The organism is Mastigocoleus testarum BC008 (assembly GCF_001456025.1).
GTDB lineage: Bacteria > Cyanobacteriota > Cyanobacteriia > Cyanobacteriales > Nostocaceae > Mastigocoleus > Mastigocoleus testarum.
On record NZ_LMTZ01000039.1, the window covers coordinates 7501 to 26609 of the forward strand.

The following is a 19109-nucleotide window of genomic DNA, read 5'->3' on the forward strand; positions in this document are numbered from 1 at the left end:
CTCACCAGTGACTCCATATCCCCCACAAGGAATACTTCTACGTCTCCCACCTATCCTGCGCAAGCCAAGCCCGAACCCAATTCCAGGTTATAGTAAAGCTTCATAGGGTCTTTCTGTCCTGGTGCAGGTAGTCCGTATCTTCACAGACAATCCTATTTCGCCGAGCCTCTCTCCGAGACAGTGCCCAGATCGTTACGCCTTTCGTGCGGGTCGGAACTTACCCGACAAGGAATTTCGCTACCTTAGGACCGTTATAGTTACGGCCGCCGTTCACCGGGGCTTCAGTCGCCAGCTTCATCAAAAAGACTGACCAGCTTCCTTAACCTTCCGGCACTGGGCAGGCGTCAGCCCCTATACGTCCTCTTACGAGTTTGCAGAGACCTGTGTTTTTGGTAAACAGTCGCCTGGGCCTCTTCACTGCGACCACCTCTCGGTGGCACCCCTTCTTCCGAAGTTACGGGGCTATTTTGCCGAGTTCCTTAGAGAGAGTTATCTCGCGCCCCTGGGTTTACTCAACCTCCCTACCTGTGTCGGTTTCGGGTACGGGTGATAAGCTTTCACCACATAACTAGCTTTTCTTGGCACTATCCTTCACTACGCGTTCTCCGTAGAAAACTCCCAATCCAATCAGGGTGTAGTTATCTGTCATGCGTCCCTAGTTATGCTCCCACTTATCAGTCAGGGAATGTTGACCCTGTATCCATCGACTACGCCTTTCGACCTCGCCTTAGGTCCCGACTAACCCTCCGTGGACGAACCTGCCGGAGGAACCCTTAGGGTTTCGGGGCATTGGATTCTTACCAATGTTTTCGCTACTCAAGCCGACATTCTCACTTCTGTCTCGTCCACGACTGCTTGCCGCTATCGCTTCTACCTAATACAGAACGCTCCCCTACCACTTATTTCTAAGTCCGCAGCTTCGGTGTATTGCTTAGTCCCATTCATTTTCGGCGCAGGAGCGCTTGACCAGTGAGCTATTACGCACTCTTTCAAGGATGGCTGCTTCTAGGCAAACCTCCTGGTTGTCTGTGCACTCCCACCTCCTTTACCACTTAGCAAATACTTGGGGACCTTAGCTGGCGGTCTGGGCTGTTTCCCTCTTGACGATGAAGCTTATCCCCCACCGTCTCACTGGCAAAGTGTACATTGGGTATTCTGAGTTTATCTCGATTTGGTACCGCTCTCGCAGCCCGCACCGAAATAGTGCTTTACCCCCCAACTATAATCTTTACCGCTGCGCCTCAACACATTTCGGGGAGAACCAGCTAGCTCCGGGCTCGATTGGCATTTCACCCCTAACCACAGCTCATCCGCCAATTTTTCAACATTGGTCGGTTCGGACCTCCACTTGGTGTTACCCAAGCTTCATCCTGGCCATGGTTAGATCGCCCGGGTTCGGGTCTATAAACACTGATTAACGCCATTCTCAGACTCGGTTTCCCTTTGGCTTCGTCATTCCCGACTTAACCTACCAGTGCATATAACTCGCCGGCTCATTCTTCAACAGGCACGCGGTCAGACGTTTAATCGTCCTCCCACTGCTTGTAAGCTAATGGTTTCATGTTCTATTTCACTCCCCTCCCGGGGTTCTTTTCACCTTTCCCTCGCGGTACTTGTTCGCTATCGGTCACACAGTAGTATTTAGCCTTATGAGGTGGTCCTCACTGATTCACATGGAATTTCACGTGCTCCATGCTACTCGGGATTCAGCTAGTATTCTTTTACTTTCGACTACAGGACTTTCACCTTCTCTGGTACAGTATTTCGCTGCTTCGTCTAATATCCAAATTCCATATCGCTGTCCCACTACCCCAAGGTGCATGCACCTTGGTTTAGGCTGTTCCCCTTTCGCTCACCACTACTTAGAGAATCGCTTTTGCTTTCTTTTCCTCAAGCTACTAAGATGTTTCAATTCGCTTGGTTCGCTCTTTCCTGTCTATATATTCAACAGGCAGTATATTGGGTTGCCCCATTCGGAAATCTCCGGATCAAAGTTTGCTTCCAACTCCCCGAAGCATATCGTCGGTAACCACGTCCTTCGTCGCCTCTGTGTGCCTAGGTATCCACCATTAGCTCTTTATAGCTTGACCACATTGGTTCCAATATGCCTTAATGTTAGATTTTCAACTCACTAACTTAATAGTTTTGTCTACTCTAACTACCTGCAATTGTTACTTTGGTATGAATTATGCAGTTGTCAAGGTTCTGATTTTTTACTGGATATAAATCCAGCAGTCTAACTTACTAATTAGTTATCTTAAACAGTTAGGTGCTGAAGTTACATTCTAATTTTATTTGGTGGAGATAAGCGGACTCGAACCGCTGACATCCTGCTTGCAAAGCAGGCGCTCTACCAACTGAGCTATACCCCCAAGACAATTCAAAATTTAAAAGTCAAAAATCAAAAGTGAAGATGTTATTTCTTCGTTTTGAATTTTGAATTTTGAATTTTTACTTTTGACTTATTCAGGTGGGCCATCCTGGACTCGAACCAGGGACCTCACCCTTATCAGGGGTGCGCTCTAACCACCTGAGCTAATAGCCCTCAACGAACCCGAACCTCATATAGTTTAGAAGCTTATAAACCTATCTGCGCACGACCTTAGGTATGACCTTTTTAGTTCCTATATTACAAATCTCGGAATCTAAAAGGTAGGTCTCCCTTAAAGGAGGTGATCCAGCCACACCTTCCGGTACGGCTACCTTGTTACGACTTCACCCCAGTCACCAGTCCTACCTTCGGCATCCCCCTCCGCGAACGGTTAGGGTAACGACTTCGGGCGTGACCAACTTCCATGGTGTGACGGGCGGTGTGTACAAGGCCCGGGAACGAATTCACTGCAGTATGCTGACCTGCAATTACTAGCGATTCCTCCTTCATGCAGGCGAGTTGCAGCCTGCAATCTGAACTGAGCCATGGTTTATGAGATTAGCGCACTGTCGCCAGTTGGCTGCTCTTTGTCCATAGCATTGTAGTACGTGTGTAGCCCAGAACGTAAGGGGCATGATGACTTGACGTCGTCCCCACCTTCCTCCGGTTTGTCACCGGCAGTCTCTCTAGAGTGCCCACCCTAAGTGCTGGCAACTAAAAACGAGGGTTGCGCTCGTTGCGGGACTTAACCCAACATCTCACGACACGAGCTGACGACAGCCATGCACCACCTGTCTTGGCGTTCCCGAAGGCACTCTCACCTTTCAGCAAGATTCGCCAGATGTCAAGTCCTGGTAAGGTTCTTCGCGTTGCATCGAATTAAACCACATACTCCACCGCTTGTGCGGGCCCCCGTCAATTCCTTTGAGTTTCACACTTGCGTGCGTACTCCCCAGGCGGGATACTTAACGCGTTAGCTACGGCACTGCTCGGGTCGATACAAGCAACGCCTAGTATCCATCGTTTACGGCTAAGACTACTGGGGTATCTAATCCCATTCGCTCCCTTAGCTTTCGTCCCTCAGTGTCAGTTGCGGCCTAGCAGAGCGCTTTCGCCACCGGTGTTCTTCCTGATATCTACGCATTTCACCGCTACACCAGGAATTCCCTCTGCCCCGAACGCACTCTAGTCATGCAGTTTCTACGGCCCTTATGAAGTTAAGCTTCACTCTTTAACAGTAAACTTGCATAACCACCTGCGGACGCTTTACGCCCAATCATTCCGGATAACGCTTGCATCCTCCGTATTACCGCGGCTGCTGGCACGGAGTTAGCCGATGCTGATTCCTCAAGTACCGTCAGAACTTCTTCCTTGAGAAAAGAGGTTTACAACCCAAAAGCCTTCCTCCCTCACGCGGTATTGCTCCGTCAGGCTTTCGCCCATTGCGGAAAATTCCCCACTGCTGCCTCCCGTAGGAGTCTGGGCCGTGTCTCAGTCCCAGTGTGGCTGATCGTCCTCTCAGACCAGCTATAGATCGTCGCCTTGGTGCGCTCTTACCACACCAACTAGCTAATCCAACGCGAGCTCATCTCCAGGTAATAAATCTTTCACCAATAGGCACATCCGGTATTAGCAGTCGTTTCCAACTGTTGTCCCGAGCCCGGAGGCAGATTCTCACGCGTTACTCACCCGTCCGCCACTAACTCCGAAGAGTTCGTTCGACTTGCATGTGTTAAGCATACCGCCAGCGTTCATCCTGAGCCAGGATCAAACTCTCCGTTTTGATTCTTAACTCTTCGACTTATTAAGTCTTACTAATAATAGTAATTCTCTTAAATCGCTTTTTTTGCTGTTTTTTAACCTCAGCCTGGTCTTATTTCTTTACTGACGCAGACCTTGTGGTGTATACTAGCTTCTAAACTATAAAGTTTTCAAGGTTCGAAGCCTTCAGAGTGTTGCGCTCTCGCGCTCCCCTCTCTCAGGCACTTGTTTATAGTACCGATACTCCCAGGACCTGTCAACACTTTTTTCAAAGTTTTTGATATTTTTTTTGCTACTATCTCTTCAAAGTACTGTACAGCAATGCTTTCAGCTACAAAAATATTTTTATTTTTTTTGATTTAATACCTGAAATACTGCTTTTTCTCAGTTCTTCAGATAATACGTTTAGATATTGCGTCTATATATATAGGAATTTCTTCAAGGAGCGGACCTCTAACCGAGTAAGTGATCGCTTGGTGCAATTGCAGCTTGTTGGTACAGTTATATGATTTCTAATTCTTATTGTTCTAATAACTTGATTGCTTGATGCTCTAAATTTTTGTGGGGTTTAATCTCCCGATCTGCAGCATTGCGTATTTTTTGGGTATGGGCATATCATTTAGGCGAGTCGTAAGTTTGAGGGTGAGCATTCCATACTTCACTTCGATGCACCGGAAAATTTCTACAACACTATCTCAGTTTTTCGCGAACACCCTGTGAGATGTATATGGGATGTATACAGTAAATATGAGATATTTAGCGCAAAAGTTAAATTTGCGCTAGACAAATTTAATTTGACCCAAAATATCAAGCATCTTCACCCTTGAATCTGCTCAGGTATATCTTTAAGGTCTCTTATCTTTATATATGAGGAAGAATAACTGTGAATTTTCAATCAATTATCGGAACATTACATGAATTTTGGGGCGCACGTGGATGTTTAATTGCTCAACCCTATGATATTGAGAAAGGGGCAGGTACAAAAAACCCTCACACTTTTTTAAGGGCTTTGGGACCTGAACCTTGGGCTGTGGCTTATGTCGAACCTTGTCGCAGACCAACAGATGGGCGTTATGGAGAAAATCCTAATCGCTTTCAGCACTATTACCAGTACCAAGTACTGATTAAACCCTCACCCAATAATATTCAGGAAATTTACTTGGATTCTCTCAGGGCTTTAGGCATTAAACCAGAAGATCATGATATTCGTTTCGTGGAAGATAACTGGGAAGATGCAACTGTGGGTGCATGGGGTACGGGCTGGGAAGTTTGGTTAGATGGGATGGAAGTCACCCAATTTACTTACTTTCAACAATGTGGAGGGATTGATTGCAATCCAGTTTCAATTGAGATGACCTACGGTTTGGAGCGACTGGCGATGTATCTCCAAGGGGTTGAAGCAATGACCAAAATTAGTTGGACAGATCAAATTACATACGGGGATGTACATCTTCAAGGAGAAATTGAGCAATGTACTTATAATTTTGAAGCTTCAGATCCTGACATGTTGTTGAAGCTATTTAATATGTACGAGCAAGAAGCAAAGCAACTTGCGGATAAAGGACTAGTTTTACCAAGCCTTGATTACGTAATGAAGTGTTCTCATACTTTTAACTTGCTTGATGCGAGAGGAGTCATTTCAGTAACTGAAAGAACTCGTTATATTCGGCGAATTAGAGGTTTAGCACGGAAAATAGCTCAGCTTTATGTAGAACAGAGGGAAAAACTAGGTTTTCCTTTACTGGAGAGTACGGTTGCTTTGTCCAACACATAATACAGTTAAGAAGTGTGGAAGTAGAAAAAATTTTGGTTTACTTTTGAGCTTGGACACTGTCCTTTCGGTAGTCACGATGCATTATTATTCATTATCTGTAGAGACGTAGGTGCTACGTCTTTTTTACTAATATTTCTTATTGCGATCGCATTTTTAGGAAGTAATGCCATAATTTCTCTAACTAAATTTGGAGGAAATAGGTCATCTTTACGTCCAGTTCATGCATATTTGGGTTGTGTAGCACTTGGTGTTTTATTCTTACATGCGAGACATTTGGTTTTAATTTAGGTACCTCTTTGTAAGTTCCAAGTAGAGTTTTGCAAATTACTGTCAAAAAACACAATTTGTTTTGCTCATCGAGCTTTCTTGAATCAAGATTTAATTATTTATGTGTTTTTGCTTATCTCTGTGAGATTGAAATTTATGAATGTATCATTTAGGGATAAGCTTTTTCATGGTTATTGTATGACAAACTAAATGAATCGCAAATCAAATTACTTATTGTTTTGGATTTATTTAAATGCAAATTGAAAGATTATCTTAAAAGTTAAACAACAAAATCTACAAATATTTCCTCTATTATCTCTTCTATCATTCCTCTACTAATTTTATGCATAACTTCTGGACCTTGAAGAAAATCTTTAATAGTCATTTTATTTTGTGAAAAATCTTTAACGAAATCACGTATGGAAGTAATAACTGTAATTTCAGATTCCACTTCTTCTAACATTTGAGCGATAGGATTAATTCCTTTTTTTACCGCTTTTCGATAATCTGCTACTACTGCTCCTTCAGGAGTATTTTTGACCATTCTTAGTTCTTGCTTCAAATCCTCATATTGATTTTTGAGGAATTCATTTTCTTGCTCTAAATTGTTACATCGACGAGTTAGATCATCTGAACCTCTATTTTCTATAAGTTCTAGCTGTTGATATTGTTTTTCAATCTCTAATAATCGAGCTAGATCGCCTTCTTGGTAAGCCTTATTAATTTCTTTCATAATTTCTGTATGACGATGCATTCGGGTTTCATCGCCTTTAACTTTATCAGGGTGAAAGATTTCAGCCAATCTGAGAAATATCTGACGAATTTTTCTTATCTTTTGACTTTTATTGACTGATTCTAGTTCTCGGTATTGTTTTTCTTGATTCTCATTACTATTGTCTGAAGATGAAGTAGAGAAATCTTGATTTTCTCCTACATAAATTTGTTCCTTCTCAAATATTTCTTCCAGACCAACTCCTTCGTTATCACTATTTATGGGACTAATTACACCCGAAAATTGGAGATTAAGGTATAGCTGCCGAATATTTTTTATACTCTGTTTACCAAGCTTTTTAGTATTAAAAATTTCACTGAATAAAGTATGGATTTCTCGGTCTATATTAGCCAATTCTTTCAAACGAGGAGTACATTTATGATAAATCTCCGTTGCAACAGAACGCATTTGTTCAACATAATTATTTAATTCAGTTCGTTTTCTTTTAATTTGTTTGAGGAACCATTGATTTTCTTTTTCCAAAATAACTTGGCGTTCGTGTAGAGATGAAAGCGCAAGAGATGTTGTAAAACTGTCGGGAGAAGAAGATAAGATTTTTCCAGACATAGAACAGCAAATTTAGGTAAAGTAAAAACAAACGAACAAACAAATAAATAACAATAAATACATCAAAAGGTAAATTGTATAATAGTAAATTAATTTGTGTACCTGTTTTTTGCTGTATTCTTGCTACTTAATGATTTAAGAATACTATTTTTTCGAATAAATACATCCAAAAAATCACAAAAAAATAAAATTACTTGTTGTCTTTATAGTTATTTTCGAGACAAAATGTCAGAACCTACAAGTTTTTGACGAAAAAATCCATATCTATGAAATATCTCCGTAGTATTTTCTGTCGTAAATTTTCGTTTATATTATTCTTTATTTCAAAAATTAAATAGCAAGGCACTAAAATTACTATAAAGTTATTACTCACAAAGTGAAGAGCGCATCGAAATGCTCTGTGACGAGTAACAAGTGATATTTAAGATGAAAATTATTTCCAGATTATTTTCAAACTAATAAGTAATTCATTTTTCTCATTCCTGAGTTTCAGGCCTATTACTTGTATCAAACAAATTGAACAATTGATAACTTTATTTACACAGATGCCATCATTGCTGCTCGTAATTTGCTAATTAGTTCGCCGATATTATCTGTATTTAAGCGATAACCTAAAGGATTTGCAATCAATCTTGCTGTACTTTCATATAATGTTGCAATTTCTATCAAACCATTTTCTCTTAAAGTTCTACCTGTTGAGACCAAATCAACTATTGCTTCCGACATTCCTGTAATTGGTCCCAATTCCACAGAACCGTAAAGAGGAATTATTTCTATTGGTAAATCCAGATTTTGGAAATATTCACGCGCACAATTAACATATTTTGAAGCAACTCTACCATTAGCAGGCAAATCTAAAGGCGAACGATAAGTACCAGATGCTTTAACAGCTACTGACATCCGACAATAACCAAACTTTAGATCCAGTAGCTGAGCTACTTGTGGTTTTTTCTCCTGCAATACGTCATACCCAACTATACCTAACTGTGCCTGACCATATTCTACGTAAACAGGTACATCTTGTGCTCGCACTAAAAGACCTTGAGCGGTTCCACTAGCATCTGTGATTTGCAATTGACGGTTTCCCGAATCGAGAAAAGCACTAAAATCTAAACCGACAGATTGTAACAAGTGAATGCTGTGTTTGAGGAGTTCGCCTTTTGGTAGAGCAACAGTAAGCATAAAATAATTTTGGATTTCAGATGGAAAGAACTTGTGAAAATATTAAGTACTTTGATCGAGTTTAGGATCTTTGCTTGAAAGCTTAAAATCCTCTACCTAATTAGGTCTAAACTTGATACAGCACTATACTAATGGACATTATTCAAAGTAACATCAATTGGGGTCTGGATTTATCACCAAAAAAATGAGAATTTTGGTTGTCGATGATGAAATTGAATTAACCGATCCTTTAAGTCGCGTGTTAACCCGTGAGGGTTATGATGTTGATACAGCTTATGATGGGAATATTGGTAGTCAATTAGTTCAAACGGGTCGTTATGACTTGTTAATACTAGATTGGATGTTACCAGGGAAAACTGGATTAAAAATTTGTCAAGAATTGCGAAAGATAAATCACACCACACCTGTTTTATTTTTGACAGCTAAAGATACCCTTGATGATCGAGTTGAAGGTTTAGACTCTGGTGCAGATGACTATCTTGTTAAACCTTTTGAATTACGGGAATTATTAGCACGAGTCAGGGCTTTATTGCGTCGCCACACTACAGATTTGCATAATACTCCAACACAAAGAATCAATGTTGCAGATTTGGAACTGGATTTTGACAATCAAGTTGCTTATCGTCAAGGGAGAGTTATTGAGTTATCGACGAAAGAAAGTCAGTTATTAAGATACTTTATGGAAAATCCTGGACAATTATTGACCCATACCCAAATTGTGGAGCATTTATGGGAAATAGGAGAAAAGCCAAATAGTAACGTAATAGCAGCTTTGATTAGATTATTAAGACGGAAAATCGAAGTTAAGGGTGAGACTCAATTAATTCATAGCGTTTATGGTAAAGGTTATCGTTTTGGAGTTACTACTTGCACTGGATATTAATCAAAATATTTATTGGTGATGTTTTCTTAAATAACATGAATATTTTTGTAAATTACAAAAAAGAACATATTAGTTAGGACATCTTAATTTTATTTAAGAGGAAATAGGGAACAAGCAAAATATATGCCCTAACAATCTTGGTAAAACTATATTTAGTTCTACCCAGATATGCTTGAATGTGAAATTGACAAAAATTAAAAGTTACATAAATTTAGTACTTCCAATGAGATATAGCAGAGCCATCCTAACAGCTACACCACTAGTAACTTGATTGGAAATTAAACTAAATTCGGGATCGTCCATTAAATCAGAGCTAATCTCCACACCGCGATTGACTGGACCGGGGTGTAAAACTTTAACGTTTGGCTTACACATTCTTAGCTTAGAACGAGTAATTCCAAACAATTGGTAATATTCCCGTAAACTTGGTAACAAGTGCTCCTTCATACGTTCTTTCTGTATGCGTAATGCCATTACAAAATCTGCATTCTTTAAAGCAGGTTCTAATTCCCAATGTACAAACAAATTACTACATATTTCTTGGGGATAACTCGCAAATAGCTGGGGTAATAAAGTCGGTGGAGCAGCTAAATGTACTTGAGCCCCACTAGCAACTAAACTCCAAATATTAGAACGTGCTACCCGTGAATGTAAAATATCACCAACAATCGCTATTTTTTTATCTTTTAATAATCTTAAACGTGGATTGTCAGAATCCAGCAAAGTGCAGATCGTAAAGAGATCCAGTAGTGCTTGAGAAGGATGTTCGTGTTGACCATCCCCTGCATTCAAAACACTAACTTTAGAATTTAAACGATCCATTTCTTTTGCGATCGCATGTGGTACCCCAGCTTCACGGTGGCGAATCACCATAATATTCGCTCCCATAGCCAAATAGGTTTTGGCGGTATCCAAAATCGTTTCCCCTTTTGTCATGGAAGAAGTCGCGGTGGAAAAATTGAGGATATCTGCAGATAGTCGTTTTGCAGCAAGTTCAAAACTACTACGAGTTCGAGTGGAAGGTTCAAAAAATAAGTTGGTTACTACTTGTCCTTGCAAAACTGCTACTTTTTTGGTTCCTCGCGATAACACATCTTTTTGAAAACGAGAAGCATTTTGCAAAACCATATCATATTCATCAGGGGTAAAATCTGCGAGCGAAAGAATATGATGGCGAGTCCAAGTTGTGGTTGTAGTAGGCATAAAATATTTATTTGCTTACAGTTGTTAAGTTGCTTATATAAAATTGCTTCTTCTCAACTGTATTTAATTACGAAATTGGAGTTTAATATTTCATCATCTCTCTCAAAGGGTTTGGATAAAATACCCACATGGCAACAAAATAATTTTGAAGAATTAAGCTTTACCCTAAGTGCACCCAGACCTGTATTTTTTCCTCAAGTAAAAATTTAAGTATTCAAACTGGATATGGGTTCGGTATTTACTGATGCTACAAAATATATACCAATACCCTTATTTGAGAAAGAATTCTAGAATTAGGATTTGGTAAGTTCGAGATAATTGATTGGAGATTGGGCAAATATCACGTTTTTTAGATTTAAACTTAACGTTTGGAGACTTGGTGCTTAAAACTTTGTACTTGAAACTTGGTACTTTAAACCTGGTACTTAAAATTTGAAACTCGAAAAAATTACAGTTATCCCGGATTGTTTACCATATATTTTTCAGATAAATATCTGGGTGTGTAAATTAACAAAGCAAGTACGATTAAAAATTCTGTATTACGTATTTGAAAGCTTGTTAATATTTTTACTTTTGCCCTAAATTTTTGACGAAGTTCGTGTTTTTGAGGTTTCAAATTATGAAGTTTCTGGTTGTAAAGTTTCTCGGTTATTAATTTCTCGGTTGTAAACTTCTCACTTGTAAAACTTATGTTCCACTAGAAATGATTGAAGCATAGAAAAAGTTAACGCAATCAGATATAAGTCAGCTTTTTTACCTAAGCTCTGTAAAGCCTACAGATATATCTTAAACTGTTAATTAAGACCTAATTAAAGTGGTTATCATAGCTTTTTCTACTACCAACACCAGACTTAAACTCCGCATATGTAGCAAATTCAACATTCTGTCACTTCTCACTTCCATAAGAATACTTCCTCGATACAGTAGCGCCTTCTAGCAAATGTTGTTTTTACGGCTTGCATAGAATCAATGTAGCATATTATACGTTTAAAGGTATTTTCCAAATAAGTTCTCACATTGACCCAAGCCATAGTTTTTACAGCGTACATCCCATTATCTAGAAATCTAAGTGAGTTTTAAAACTCCACATTTTTAAGTTAGAGAGAATAAACGAACAGGCAATTGCTTGTTCATATATAATTTTTGCCATTTTTAGCAAATCGTTTACGTAGCAGGGTTAACCTTGAGAGTATTTAAACTTGCCGCGTAATACACGGAGTAGCAGCCTAGTATAATTGGCTATACCTCTCGAGCTAATAACTTTAGCTCTTGGTTTAAATACAGGAACCCTATCCTTTGGCTTGGTTAACCAAAGGCTGAAAGTCTCCGACTTTAGTCGGGAGTGACTGAATACATATCAGATATCGAGCATAAATGCTAACTGTATTTGGATAAGTATACAAGTTTTTTTAATAAAAAAATAGATTATATGTTAAGGAAGGATTAAAAGTATAAAAAAAGACTAATCAATACACAAGAAGGTAAAATTCTATTAAATTATAGTACGAATAAAATTAAGGTCGACAATTAATCTATGACGTTCTACTAATGAATATTTACGGTTAATCATAGATGATCCCCAAATTATGAAACGTTCTTAGCGATTGAGTAGTTCGCTTACTTATATTCTTGGAGTGTAGAGACACGATTTATCGTGTCTCTGTCTAAATTCAGTGAATACGCAATACCGATCCCACTGCAGACAAAATGTTTTCTCTTGCGCTCTTAAGTGCTTGAGTCATTGGTTGCTGACTTTGTAAAAATATTCTGGCACAATTACGTCCTGGCATCCCAGAGATTGAACCACCTGGATGAGTTCCAGCACCTGTTAGATAAAGTTTTTCAATCGGAGTTTTGTAATTTGCTAGTTCTGGAAGGGGACGAAAAAATATCATTTGATCTAGTGTCATATCAATGTGGTAATAATTACCCTTATATGCACCTAGTCTTTCACCTAATTCAGCAGGACTTTCTACACGACGGGCAATAATTGAATCTTTCAAATTGGGAGAATAATCTGCTAGTTTGTCTATCACCCGATCTGCAACTTTGTGCTTCAATTCATCGGTCCAACCAGTACCTTTTAAGCCTTTATCTGCTGCATTTTTAATTTGATAGGGAGCAAAGAATTCTATCCATAAGGTATGCTTGCCGTTGGGTGCTAAAGTTGGGTCGAGAGCGCTGGGCATAACTACGTACATGGAAGGATCGGAATCAGGAATTTCTCCCATCATGCATTTGCTATGTGCTTGCTCTACGTGAGCTAGCGAATCAGCAATTAGAATAGAACCAATTAGATAGTTGTCTTGGTGTGAATGATGTACGAAATTTAGAGGCTTATCTAAAGCTAAATCTATTTTGAGAATAGTTTCGTTATTATTAACAATACGGCGTTCTAATCTTTCATACAGATTTGGATCTACAGCATCAATATGGTTCTTCTCTACGGTTTGTAAGAATAACCTTTGAGCATCAATATTAGAAATAACTCCTCGTTTAGCACGATACTCTTGACCGTCAGAAACTCGTACTCCTACAGCTTGATTATTTTCAATCAAAACTTTTTCTACTTGTTGATCGGTAAGAATAACACCACCATAATCTTTAACTAAATTAACCAAAGCTTTTACCAATGCACCAGTACCACCAAGAGGTCTAGCCATCCCTGGATTATGGCGCATAGCCATCATCATTGCCCCAATACCAAGATTTTTTTGAGAAGGCGGTACACCCATTTCTGATGCAAGTCTTGCTAAAGGTGCTTTCAGAAATTCCGAGTCAAACCATTCGTTAAGGATATCTTCGGCACTAGTTAGCATATTTCGTACAAAGTCCATACCCTTCGCAGGAGAACCAATCACAGAAAATAAATCTTTCAGGTTCGTAAAATCAAAATTCCCAGCAATATCAACGATAGATTTTGGCGGAGCATTAAACATGGGAGCCATTGCATTGATTACCCGCAACCAATAATCTGTGTATTCGGCATATTTTTGTGCGTCGCGGCTATTATAACTGGCAATGTGCGCGCAAGTTTTTTCAACCGATTTATAACCTAAAAAATATTTCCCATCAGGATGGGGACAAAAAACTACTGGGTCGCACTCAAGATATTTTAAACCATATTTTTCTAATTCTAATTCTTGAACAACTGGAGCGAGATGAATAAATTCGTGATCTATGGCGCACAAATTAAATTTAAACCCTGGAGCTTCTTTGGGTAAACATTCTTCCGTTGTTGCTGCACCACCGGGAACAGAACGTTTCTCTAATAACAATACACTATAGCCAGCTTTTAAGAGATAGGCAGCACAAACTAGTCCATTGTGTCCGGCTCCGATAATTACAACATCATATTGTTGCATAATTGGCATCTTCAGGGTTTTTCCTAAAAGTGTGAGGATTCAGATAATCAATGTACATTATCTATTGGCAAATCAGTATTTAGAAGTAGTTAAATTTCTAACAATGAGAATAACTGCTGTAAATTACACTTCCTCTCTTTACAATTAGTCATTAAAATTTTGATTTATCTCAAAAAATATACATCTTTGATACAAAATATCCATGCCATAAATTTGATTACGCAAAAACTTCTTACTCCCTTCCCACCAAGACGATTACCTATAAAAATTTCTTCCCACACTTCCCACACTTCCCAAACTCCCCACACTCCCCTCTGTGACTCAATTAGGTAATTTTCCACCTGGATAGTGATAGCTGTGTTGGAGTCTACGCTTCAAAATGCGCTGTTCTTGCCAAACTGCCAATAAATTGAATATGACAAAAGTTGGTACCACTAAAGTTGGGGCTAAACTCATTGGAAATTTATACACAATTTGTGCAGTTGGTTGTTCTACAAATATTTGCCAGGATCCAGGTAAGCCAAGTTGAAGCAGAAGTGGAGCAGTTGGCACAATGATAATACAGCCAACAATGTGCCAAATAATTAAGGTCTGGCTTCTAATTTTTCGCTGCATTGTTAATATTCCCATAGCCAATGCTGATAGACCAAAACACAAGTCAGGGATACCTACAATAACTTCAAAATATAAGGGAAAAGTGCCCTGTAATGTGTGATAAAGAGTTCCTATCGCTGAGATGCGCCCAGCTTGGAAAAATACCAACCAATGTGCTGGGGTGATATCTAAAATGGATGCAACTCCCTTTCGTACTATTGGTATCCCCAAACAGGTAAACACTATGGTCATAGGAATCGCAGGTATCCAAAGCGCCGGATAGAGCTTATAAAAATTTTCTGACTCATATATTCCCGAGATTCCTAAAATTACAGTAACTACCGTCCACAAGAACAACCCAAAAAAAGGTAAAAATGTTGCTGCCATTTGTCTTGTGTTTATATGTCTATCTTGCCGTGCTTTCCACGCTAAAAATGGGAAAAAAAGCAGTTCACAGATAATGAGAACAGGTATTATAGTCACTACTTTCTGCTCCAAATGAAAAATTAGCTCAAATAATTTCTATTTCTCCGAGAAAATGATGGGGAGTTTACTGGAGTAAACAAACCCCATAACAATTTGTTTTGTACTACTTCAAATTATTTCAAATTACTTTCCCGTACCAACGGATGATGCCAACATCGCAGAGAACCACCTTGCCAATAGACTGCACTCATGGGGGTAGTAATGACTTTTTGTCCAGCTTGGCGAAGTTTATCAATTAATTCTGTCAACTCACTAGCAACAATTATTGTTTGCTCATCCAATATCAAATGATTACAGGCTAACTTAGACTGGGCATCTTCTAGGGATACATCAATAATTTGCCAATCTTTCAAGAAGTCTGGAAGACCATCGACAAATCCTTCACGACAAACTACAGCGAGACCCGGACGAGGAAAAGATAATACAAAATCTAAATGCAGAAAATGCTTGGTTAAACGAATTGTGTGAACTCGATATTTAGAGCCAAGAGTTTTTCGCAACCATTCAATACCATCATCATTACTGGCATTTCCACTACAACCGACATAGATATCGTACCCAAGGATTAAAACATCACCACCTTCAAGGAATGGTGTGTTATCCCAGCCTTCATTACTGTAAGGAATGGGAAGAGGAACGGGCATATAGATGATATTGGCATTACTCTCTTTCAAGCGATCGCCTATTGTTCGGCGAATTGCAAAACGTTCTTTGCTACGACCAATAAGTTTTAATGCCGGTTCGATGAATGTGTTACCTATAACTATCATCGAGCCACGAGGAAAAAACTGACTGGTAAAGTCATCTATATCTGTGAGATATTTTTCTTCGTCTTCAGTAAATGGCTCTAATTGATGAACAATGACTCCATAATCCTTGAGAATTTTTATTACAGCATCAATTTGTTCAACTTGCTGTTGATACAGTTTGGGATTGGCCTCTTTAAGAGTTTTCCCTGCATATTTGTTGTAAAGATTGATTCCTTCTTTACTTACGAAGTTATGTAGTAAGGGTGGAGCAATCGTTGGATATTTCACGTAGGGATAACCAACAACAACTTCTTTAAGGGTACCCCATTCATGGTTAACACAGATATCATTCATGGTTATTCGTGCCTCAAATTAATTTTTCGGAAAGTTACGAGTAAGTATTCTCGTTGTTGAAATAGAACTTACAAATCAATCTGAAAAGATTATTTTTGTATTGAGTTTGAACCACTAACTTGACTTTGATGAAAGGCTAGATTGCAAAGAGGCTAAGTTGGTGGATAATTCTTTAATGTCTGCAAATAATTCTGCTAAGATAGCGTCCTTAAAACCTAGAAGATCTGCAGAAAATTCATTACTTGATTTACTTTCAACAAGATTAGTCACTTGATATTCTTGATTATTGACTTGTAAATGGAGTAAATCTGGGCGAGCATAATGACCTGTAGCATCGTGCCAATGAGCCATATCCGCGATCGCATTCAAGTCAAGTTCCGCATAAAGGATTCCTTCCCGTTCTTCGAGTGGTTTTACTAAATACTCACCACCAGGAGCAATAATCGCAGAACAACCACCACCTTCACGGAGAAATTCCTTCTGATAATCTGTTTGAGATAGTTTTTCATAACCTGATTTATCCAGTGTTCCATGAACGTCGAGGACAAAACACTCACCTACTAGAGCGTGGTAGCGAGAAGCTAACTGAGAAGAAAGATTGAACTTTTCAGTTTTTGGATACCAAGCCGCAGAACCACCAAACCATGATGCGACATGAATCTGAGGCTTTTGAGCAATTAAAGCATGGCGAGTTAGATCCATCGTGTGTTCCCAGCAAATTAAACCACTGACTTGAAATCGACCAAAGTCGAAAACCTGAAGGTTTGTCCCATCACCCAATCCCCAGCAAGTTCGCTCTGCATGGGTGGGCATAATTTTGCGATGTTTACCTAGCAGTTTGCCCTGTTGATTGATAAACAGGAGGGTATTGTAACAAGTATTACCATCCCGCTCGTTCAATCCCATAACTACGGCTATACTGTTGGCACGGGCTACATCACATAATACATCTGTTGTTTTACTGGGTATTTCAACGCCGTTTAGGAACCATTCTTTAAATAAGTCGTGGTACCACTCGGGTGCACCCAACCAAATATGATACGGATAGCCTGGTAAAAATGATTCGGGAAATGCTGCCAGTTCTGCACCTTGTTCTGCGGCTTCTTCAATTAAACTTACCGCCTTTTCTAAAGTTTGTTCGCGATTGTAGAGCACAGATGCAGCTTGTACTGCTGCTACTTTGACTGTAGGAAATATGTCACCCACGATCTACCTCCTGAAGATTTGCTTTAAAAGTGACTGGTCGTCTTAAAAAGAATAAAAAAATTAACTCAGAGTTAGTAATCGGTCGCGTTTGCGTAGCATAAATAATGCAACTAAAGCTCCTAATACTGGCACTCCTGCCCAAAATAGAGGATTAGGAGGTTCGTAGGGATTAAGTAACTGTTGATATGTAGATATTACAGAAGTAGTATGCATTCCCAAGATTAAACCGTAAGAGAAAGTTTTCCATAGCCCAACCATGAATATTAGTGCAATAAGACTTTGGAATACACCTAAAACACAGGAAATAACCGGTGAGATTTCAGAGAAGTAAAATGTTGCAAACACTTTCTGGGTGAGTTCTGGAGCTATCATTTTTCCTATTGACCAAACTAGAAAGAATAAAACAGAACTAATACGGATGATCGCCAAGGAAAGCTGTAGTGTACGTTCGTTTTTCATATCGATATTAGTAAAAGTAGATAAACGACTGGTCGTATTTTAATAGAGTAAAAAACCTTTTGTATGATTTCTGAACTCCATATCCTCCTTACGCGCGAAGAAAATTATTAAGCATAAGCTGAGTGAACTGTTGCAAAGGTTCTACTGACTTTTCGATCTGCATCCTCAGTAACGCTCCTTCGTAAGCATTGAACAAGATACCTGCTAATTCTTCAGTAGCAAGGTCATTTCTGACTGTACCCTGCTCTTGAGCAGCTTGTAGAACTTGGACAAATCGTTGTTGCATAAACTCTGCACTTTCGACCATTGCTTGTCTGCATAGTTCACTACTGTCTCCTAGTTCTGCACCTAAGTTACCAATCAAGCAACCCTCTCTCACTCCTTGATGTCGCAAAATTTCTGCATCAAAGAATTGCTTCAGAGCTTCAAAAGCGTCTTTATCTGAATCCTTCAACCAAGAATCCATATTTGCCAGAATCTGTTTAGCATATTGCTTGATTACTTCTGCGCCGAAGTGTTCTTTGCTTTCGAAATAGTTATAGAAAGAACCCTTAGGAACTTTAACCCGATCTAATATTTCTTTAATGCCAGTGCCATGGTAGCCCTGACTAATAAAGATACTAACACCTTGGTTTAGAAGCTGTTCGCGAATATGTTGGTTGCGTTTTGGTCTACTCATATCTTTAATATACGACTGGTCATATTTATTTTACTAAGTGTCTTTACAAAAATTAAATAATTTGCAAGATAAGTAATTTTGGATTTTCGCTGATGATTTTTCTTTTGAAGAAATTTTCCGACTATTTTTTTCCTCAACTATTAGAATCTATGATAATCATAAGTTTATTAATTGATAGTGATTGACTGTTCTTGCTTTTAGTTTAAGTAATAGAAATTCTATATCTGCTTACAAGTGTAAATATTTAACTTAATTATCAATATGGGAGATAACTGTGAATAATTAGTGATTATTAACTGAGAATTTGCTGAGTTTGTTCAAAAATATGAAGTTGAGATTGAGAACCACCACCTTAGACCCGTCCAAAATATTAATATAGGTACAAAAAAATGGTAGAAAGGAAAATTAGTACTCTACCATTTTGATTAAAAATGTCT

Annotated in this window: 11 protein-coding genes, 2 tRNA genes and 2 rRNA genes (1 of these 15 running past the window's edge); 2 read left to right on the top strand and 13 right to left on the bottom strand. The window is 39.0% G+C overall.

The features are described from left to right. From BC008_RS07895 to BC008_RS07910, 4 genes are all read right to left on the bottom strand, one after another. Positions 1-2090, bottom strand: a 23S ribosomal RNA gene (locus BC008_RS07895); it reaches 730 nt to the left of the window's first position. A gap of 206 nt (positions 2091-2296) precedes the next feature. Continuing rightward, positions 2297-2372: transfer RNA gene (locus BC008_RS07900), tRNA-Ala, on the bottom strand. Positions 2373-2471: 99 nt separating this feature from the next. After that, positions 2472-2545: transfer RNA gene (locus BC008_RS07905), tRNA-Ile, on the bottom strand. 120 nt (positions 2546-2665) lie between these two features. Next, positions 2666-4154: ribosomal RNA gene (locus tag BC008_RS07910) — 16S ribosomal RNA — on the bottom strand. Together the 16S and 23S rRNA genes with 2 tRNA genes alongside form the textbook arrangement of a ribosomal RNA operon. A gap of 861 nt (positions 4155-5015) precedes the next feature. Between BC008_RS07910 and glyQ the strand changes: the two genes are divergently transcribed. Next, positions 5016-5906: a glycine--tRNA ligase subunit alpha gene (gene glyQ, locus BC008_RS07915; RefSeq protein WP_027844590.1), complete on the top strand. Its 891-nt coding sequence runs from the start codon at positions 5016-5018 to the stop codon at positions 5904-5906. A gap of 547 nt (positions 5907-6453) precedes the next feature. Here the strand turns inward: glyQ and BC008_RS07920 are convergent. Together BC008_RS07920 and hisG are read right to left on the bottom strand one after the other, a co-directional pair. Continuing rightward, positions 6454-7512 (bottom strand): molecular chaperone DnaJ, encoded by a 1059-nt coding sequence (locus BC008_RS07920; RefSeq protein ID WP_027844589.1) that lies wholly within the window; start codon positions 7510-7512, stop codon positions 6454-6456. Positions 7513-8049: 537 nt separating this feature from the next. Then, positions 8050-8694 (bottom strand): ATP phosphoribosyltransferase, encoded by a 645-nt coding sequence (hisG, locus tag BC008_RS07925; protein WP_027844588.1) that lies wholly within the window; start codon positions 8692-8694, stop codon positions 8050-8052. A 184-nt stretch (positions 8695-8878) separates the two neighbouring features. Here hisG and rppA point away from each other — a divergent pair, with 184 nt between their 5' ends. Continuing rightward, the gene (gene rppA, locus BC008_RS07930) at positions 8879-9577 is read left to right on the top strand and encodes a two-component system response regulator RppA (RefSeq protein ID WP_027844587.1); all 699 of its coding nucleotides are present in this window, start codon (positions 8879-8881) and stop codon (positions 9575-9577) included. Positions 9578-9778: 201 nt separating this feature from the next. Here rppA and BC008_RS07935 read toward each other — a convergent pair whose 3' ends face one another. The 7 genes from BC008_RS07935 to BC008_RS07965 form a co-directional block, all read right to left on the bottom strand. After that, complete coding sequence (locus BC008_RS07935) at positions 9779-10780, bottom strand: aspartate carbamoyltransferase catalytic subunit (protein WP_027844586.1); 1002 nt, start codon at positions 10778-10780, stop codon at positions 9779-9781. Positions 10781-12450: 1670 nt separating this feature from the next. Beyond that, a complete protein-coding gene (gene crtO / locus BC008_RS07940) occupies positions 12451-14145 on the bottom strand; it encodes a beta-carotene ketolase CrtO (RefSeq protein WP_027844585.1) in 1695 nt (564 codons plus the stop codon). Between the two features lie 321 nt (positions 14146-14466). Next, a complete protein-coding gene (locus BC008_RS07945) occupies positions 14467-15126 on the bottom strand; it encodes a hypothetical protein (RefSeq protein ID WP_058183405.1) in 660 nt (219 codons plus the stop codon). A gap of 212 nt (positions 15127-15338) precedes the next feature. Continuing rightward, a complete protein-coding gene (locus BC008_RS07950; RefSeq protein ID WP_027844583.1) occupies positions 15339-16328 on the bottom strand; it encodes a hypothetical protein in 990 nt (329 codons plus the stop codon). 114 nt (positions 16329-16442) lie between these two features. Continuing rightward, positions 16443-17534, bottom strand: a complete 1092-nt coding sequence (locus BC008_RS07955) for a carbon-nitrogen hydrolase family protein (protein WP_058183406.1) — start codon at positions 17532-17534, stop codon at positions 16443-16445. A 60-nt stretch (positions 17535-17594) separates the two neighbouring features. Beyond that, entirely contained in the window at positions 17595-17993 is a 399-nt protein-coding gene (locus BC008_RS07960; protein WP_058183407.1) for a hypothetical protein, read from the bottom strand. A gap of 88 nt (positions 17994-18081) precedes the next feature. Continuing rightward, a complete protein-coding gene (locus tag BC008_RS07965; protein WP_027844582.1) occupies positions 18082-18672 on the bottom strand; it encodes a TetR/AcrR family transcriptional regulator in 591 nt (196 codons plus the stop codon). Positions 18673-19109: the final 437 nt, after the last annotated feature.

Coding starts and splice junctions, on each gene's coding strand:
- BC008_RS07920 (WP_027844589.1), bottom strand. CDS start 7,512: ATGTCTGGAAAAATCTTATCTTCTTCTCCCGACAGTTTTACAACATCT.
- hisG (WP_027844588.1), bottom strand. CDS start 8,694: ATGCTTACTGTTGCTCTACCAAAAGGCGAACTCCTCAAACACAGCATT.
- rppA (WP_027844587.1), top strand. CDS start 8,879: ATGAGAATTTTGGTTGTCGATGATGAAATTGAATTAACCGATCCTTTA.
- BC008_RS07935 (WP_027844586.1), bottom strand. CDS start 10,780: ATGCCTACTACAACCACAACTTGGACTCGCCATCATATTCTTTCGCTC.
- crtO (WP_027844585.1), bottom strand. CDS start 14,145: ATGCAACAATATGATGTTGTAATTATCGGAGCCGGACACAATGGACTA.
- BC008_RS07945 (WP_058183405.1), bottom strand. CDS start 15,126: ATGGCAGCAACATTTTTACCTTTTTTTGGGTTGTTCTTGTGGACGGTA.
- BC008_RS07950 (WP_027844583.1), bottom strand. CDS start 16,328: ATGAATGATATCTGTGTTAACCATGAATGGGGTACCCTTAAAGAAGTT.
- BC008_RS07960 (WP_058183407.1), bottom strand. CDS start 17,993: ATGAAAAACGAACGTACACTACAGCTTTCCTTGGCGATCATCCGTATT.
- BC008_RS07965 (WP_027844582.1), bottom strand. CDS start 18,672: ATGAGTAGACCAAAACGCAACCAACATATTCGCGAACAGCTTCTAAAC.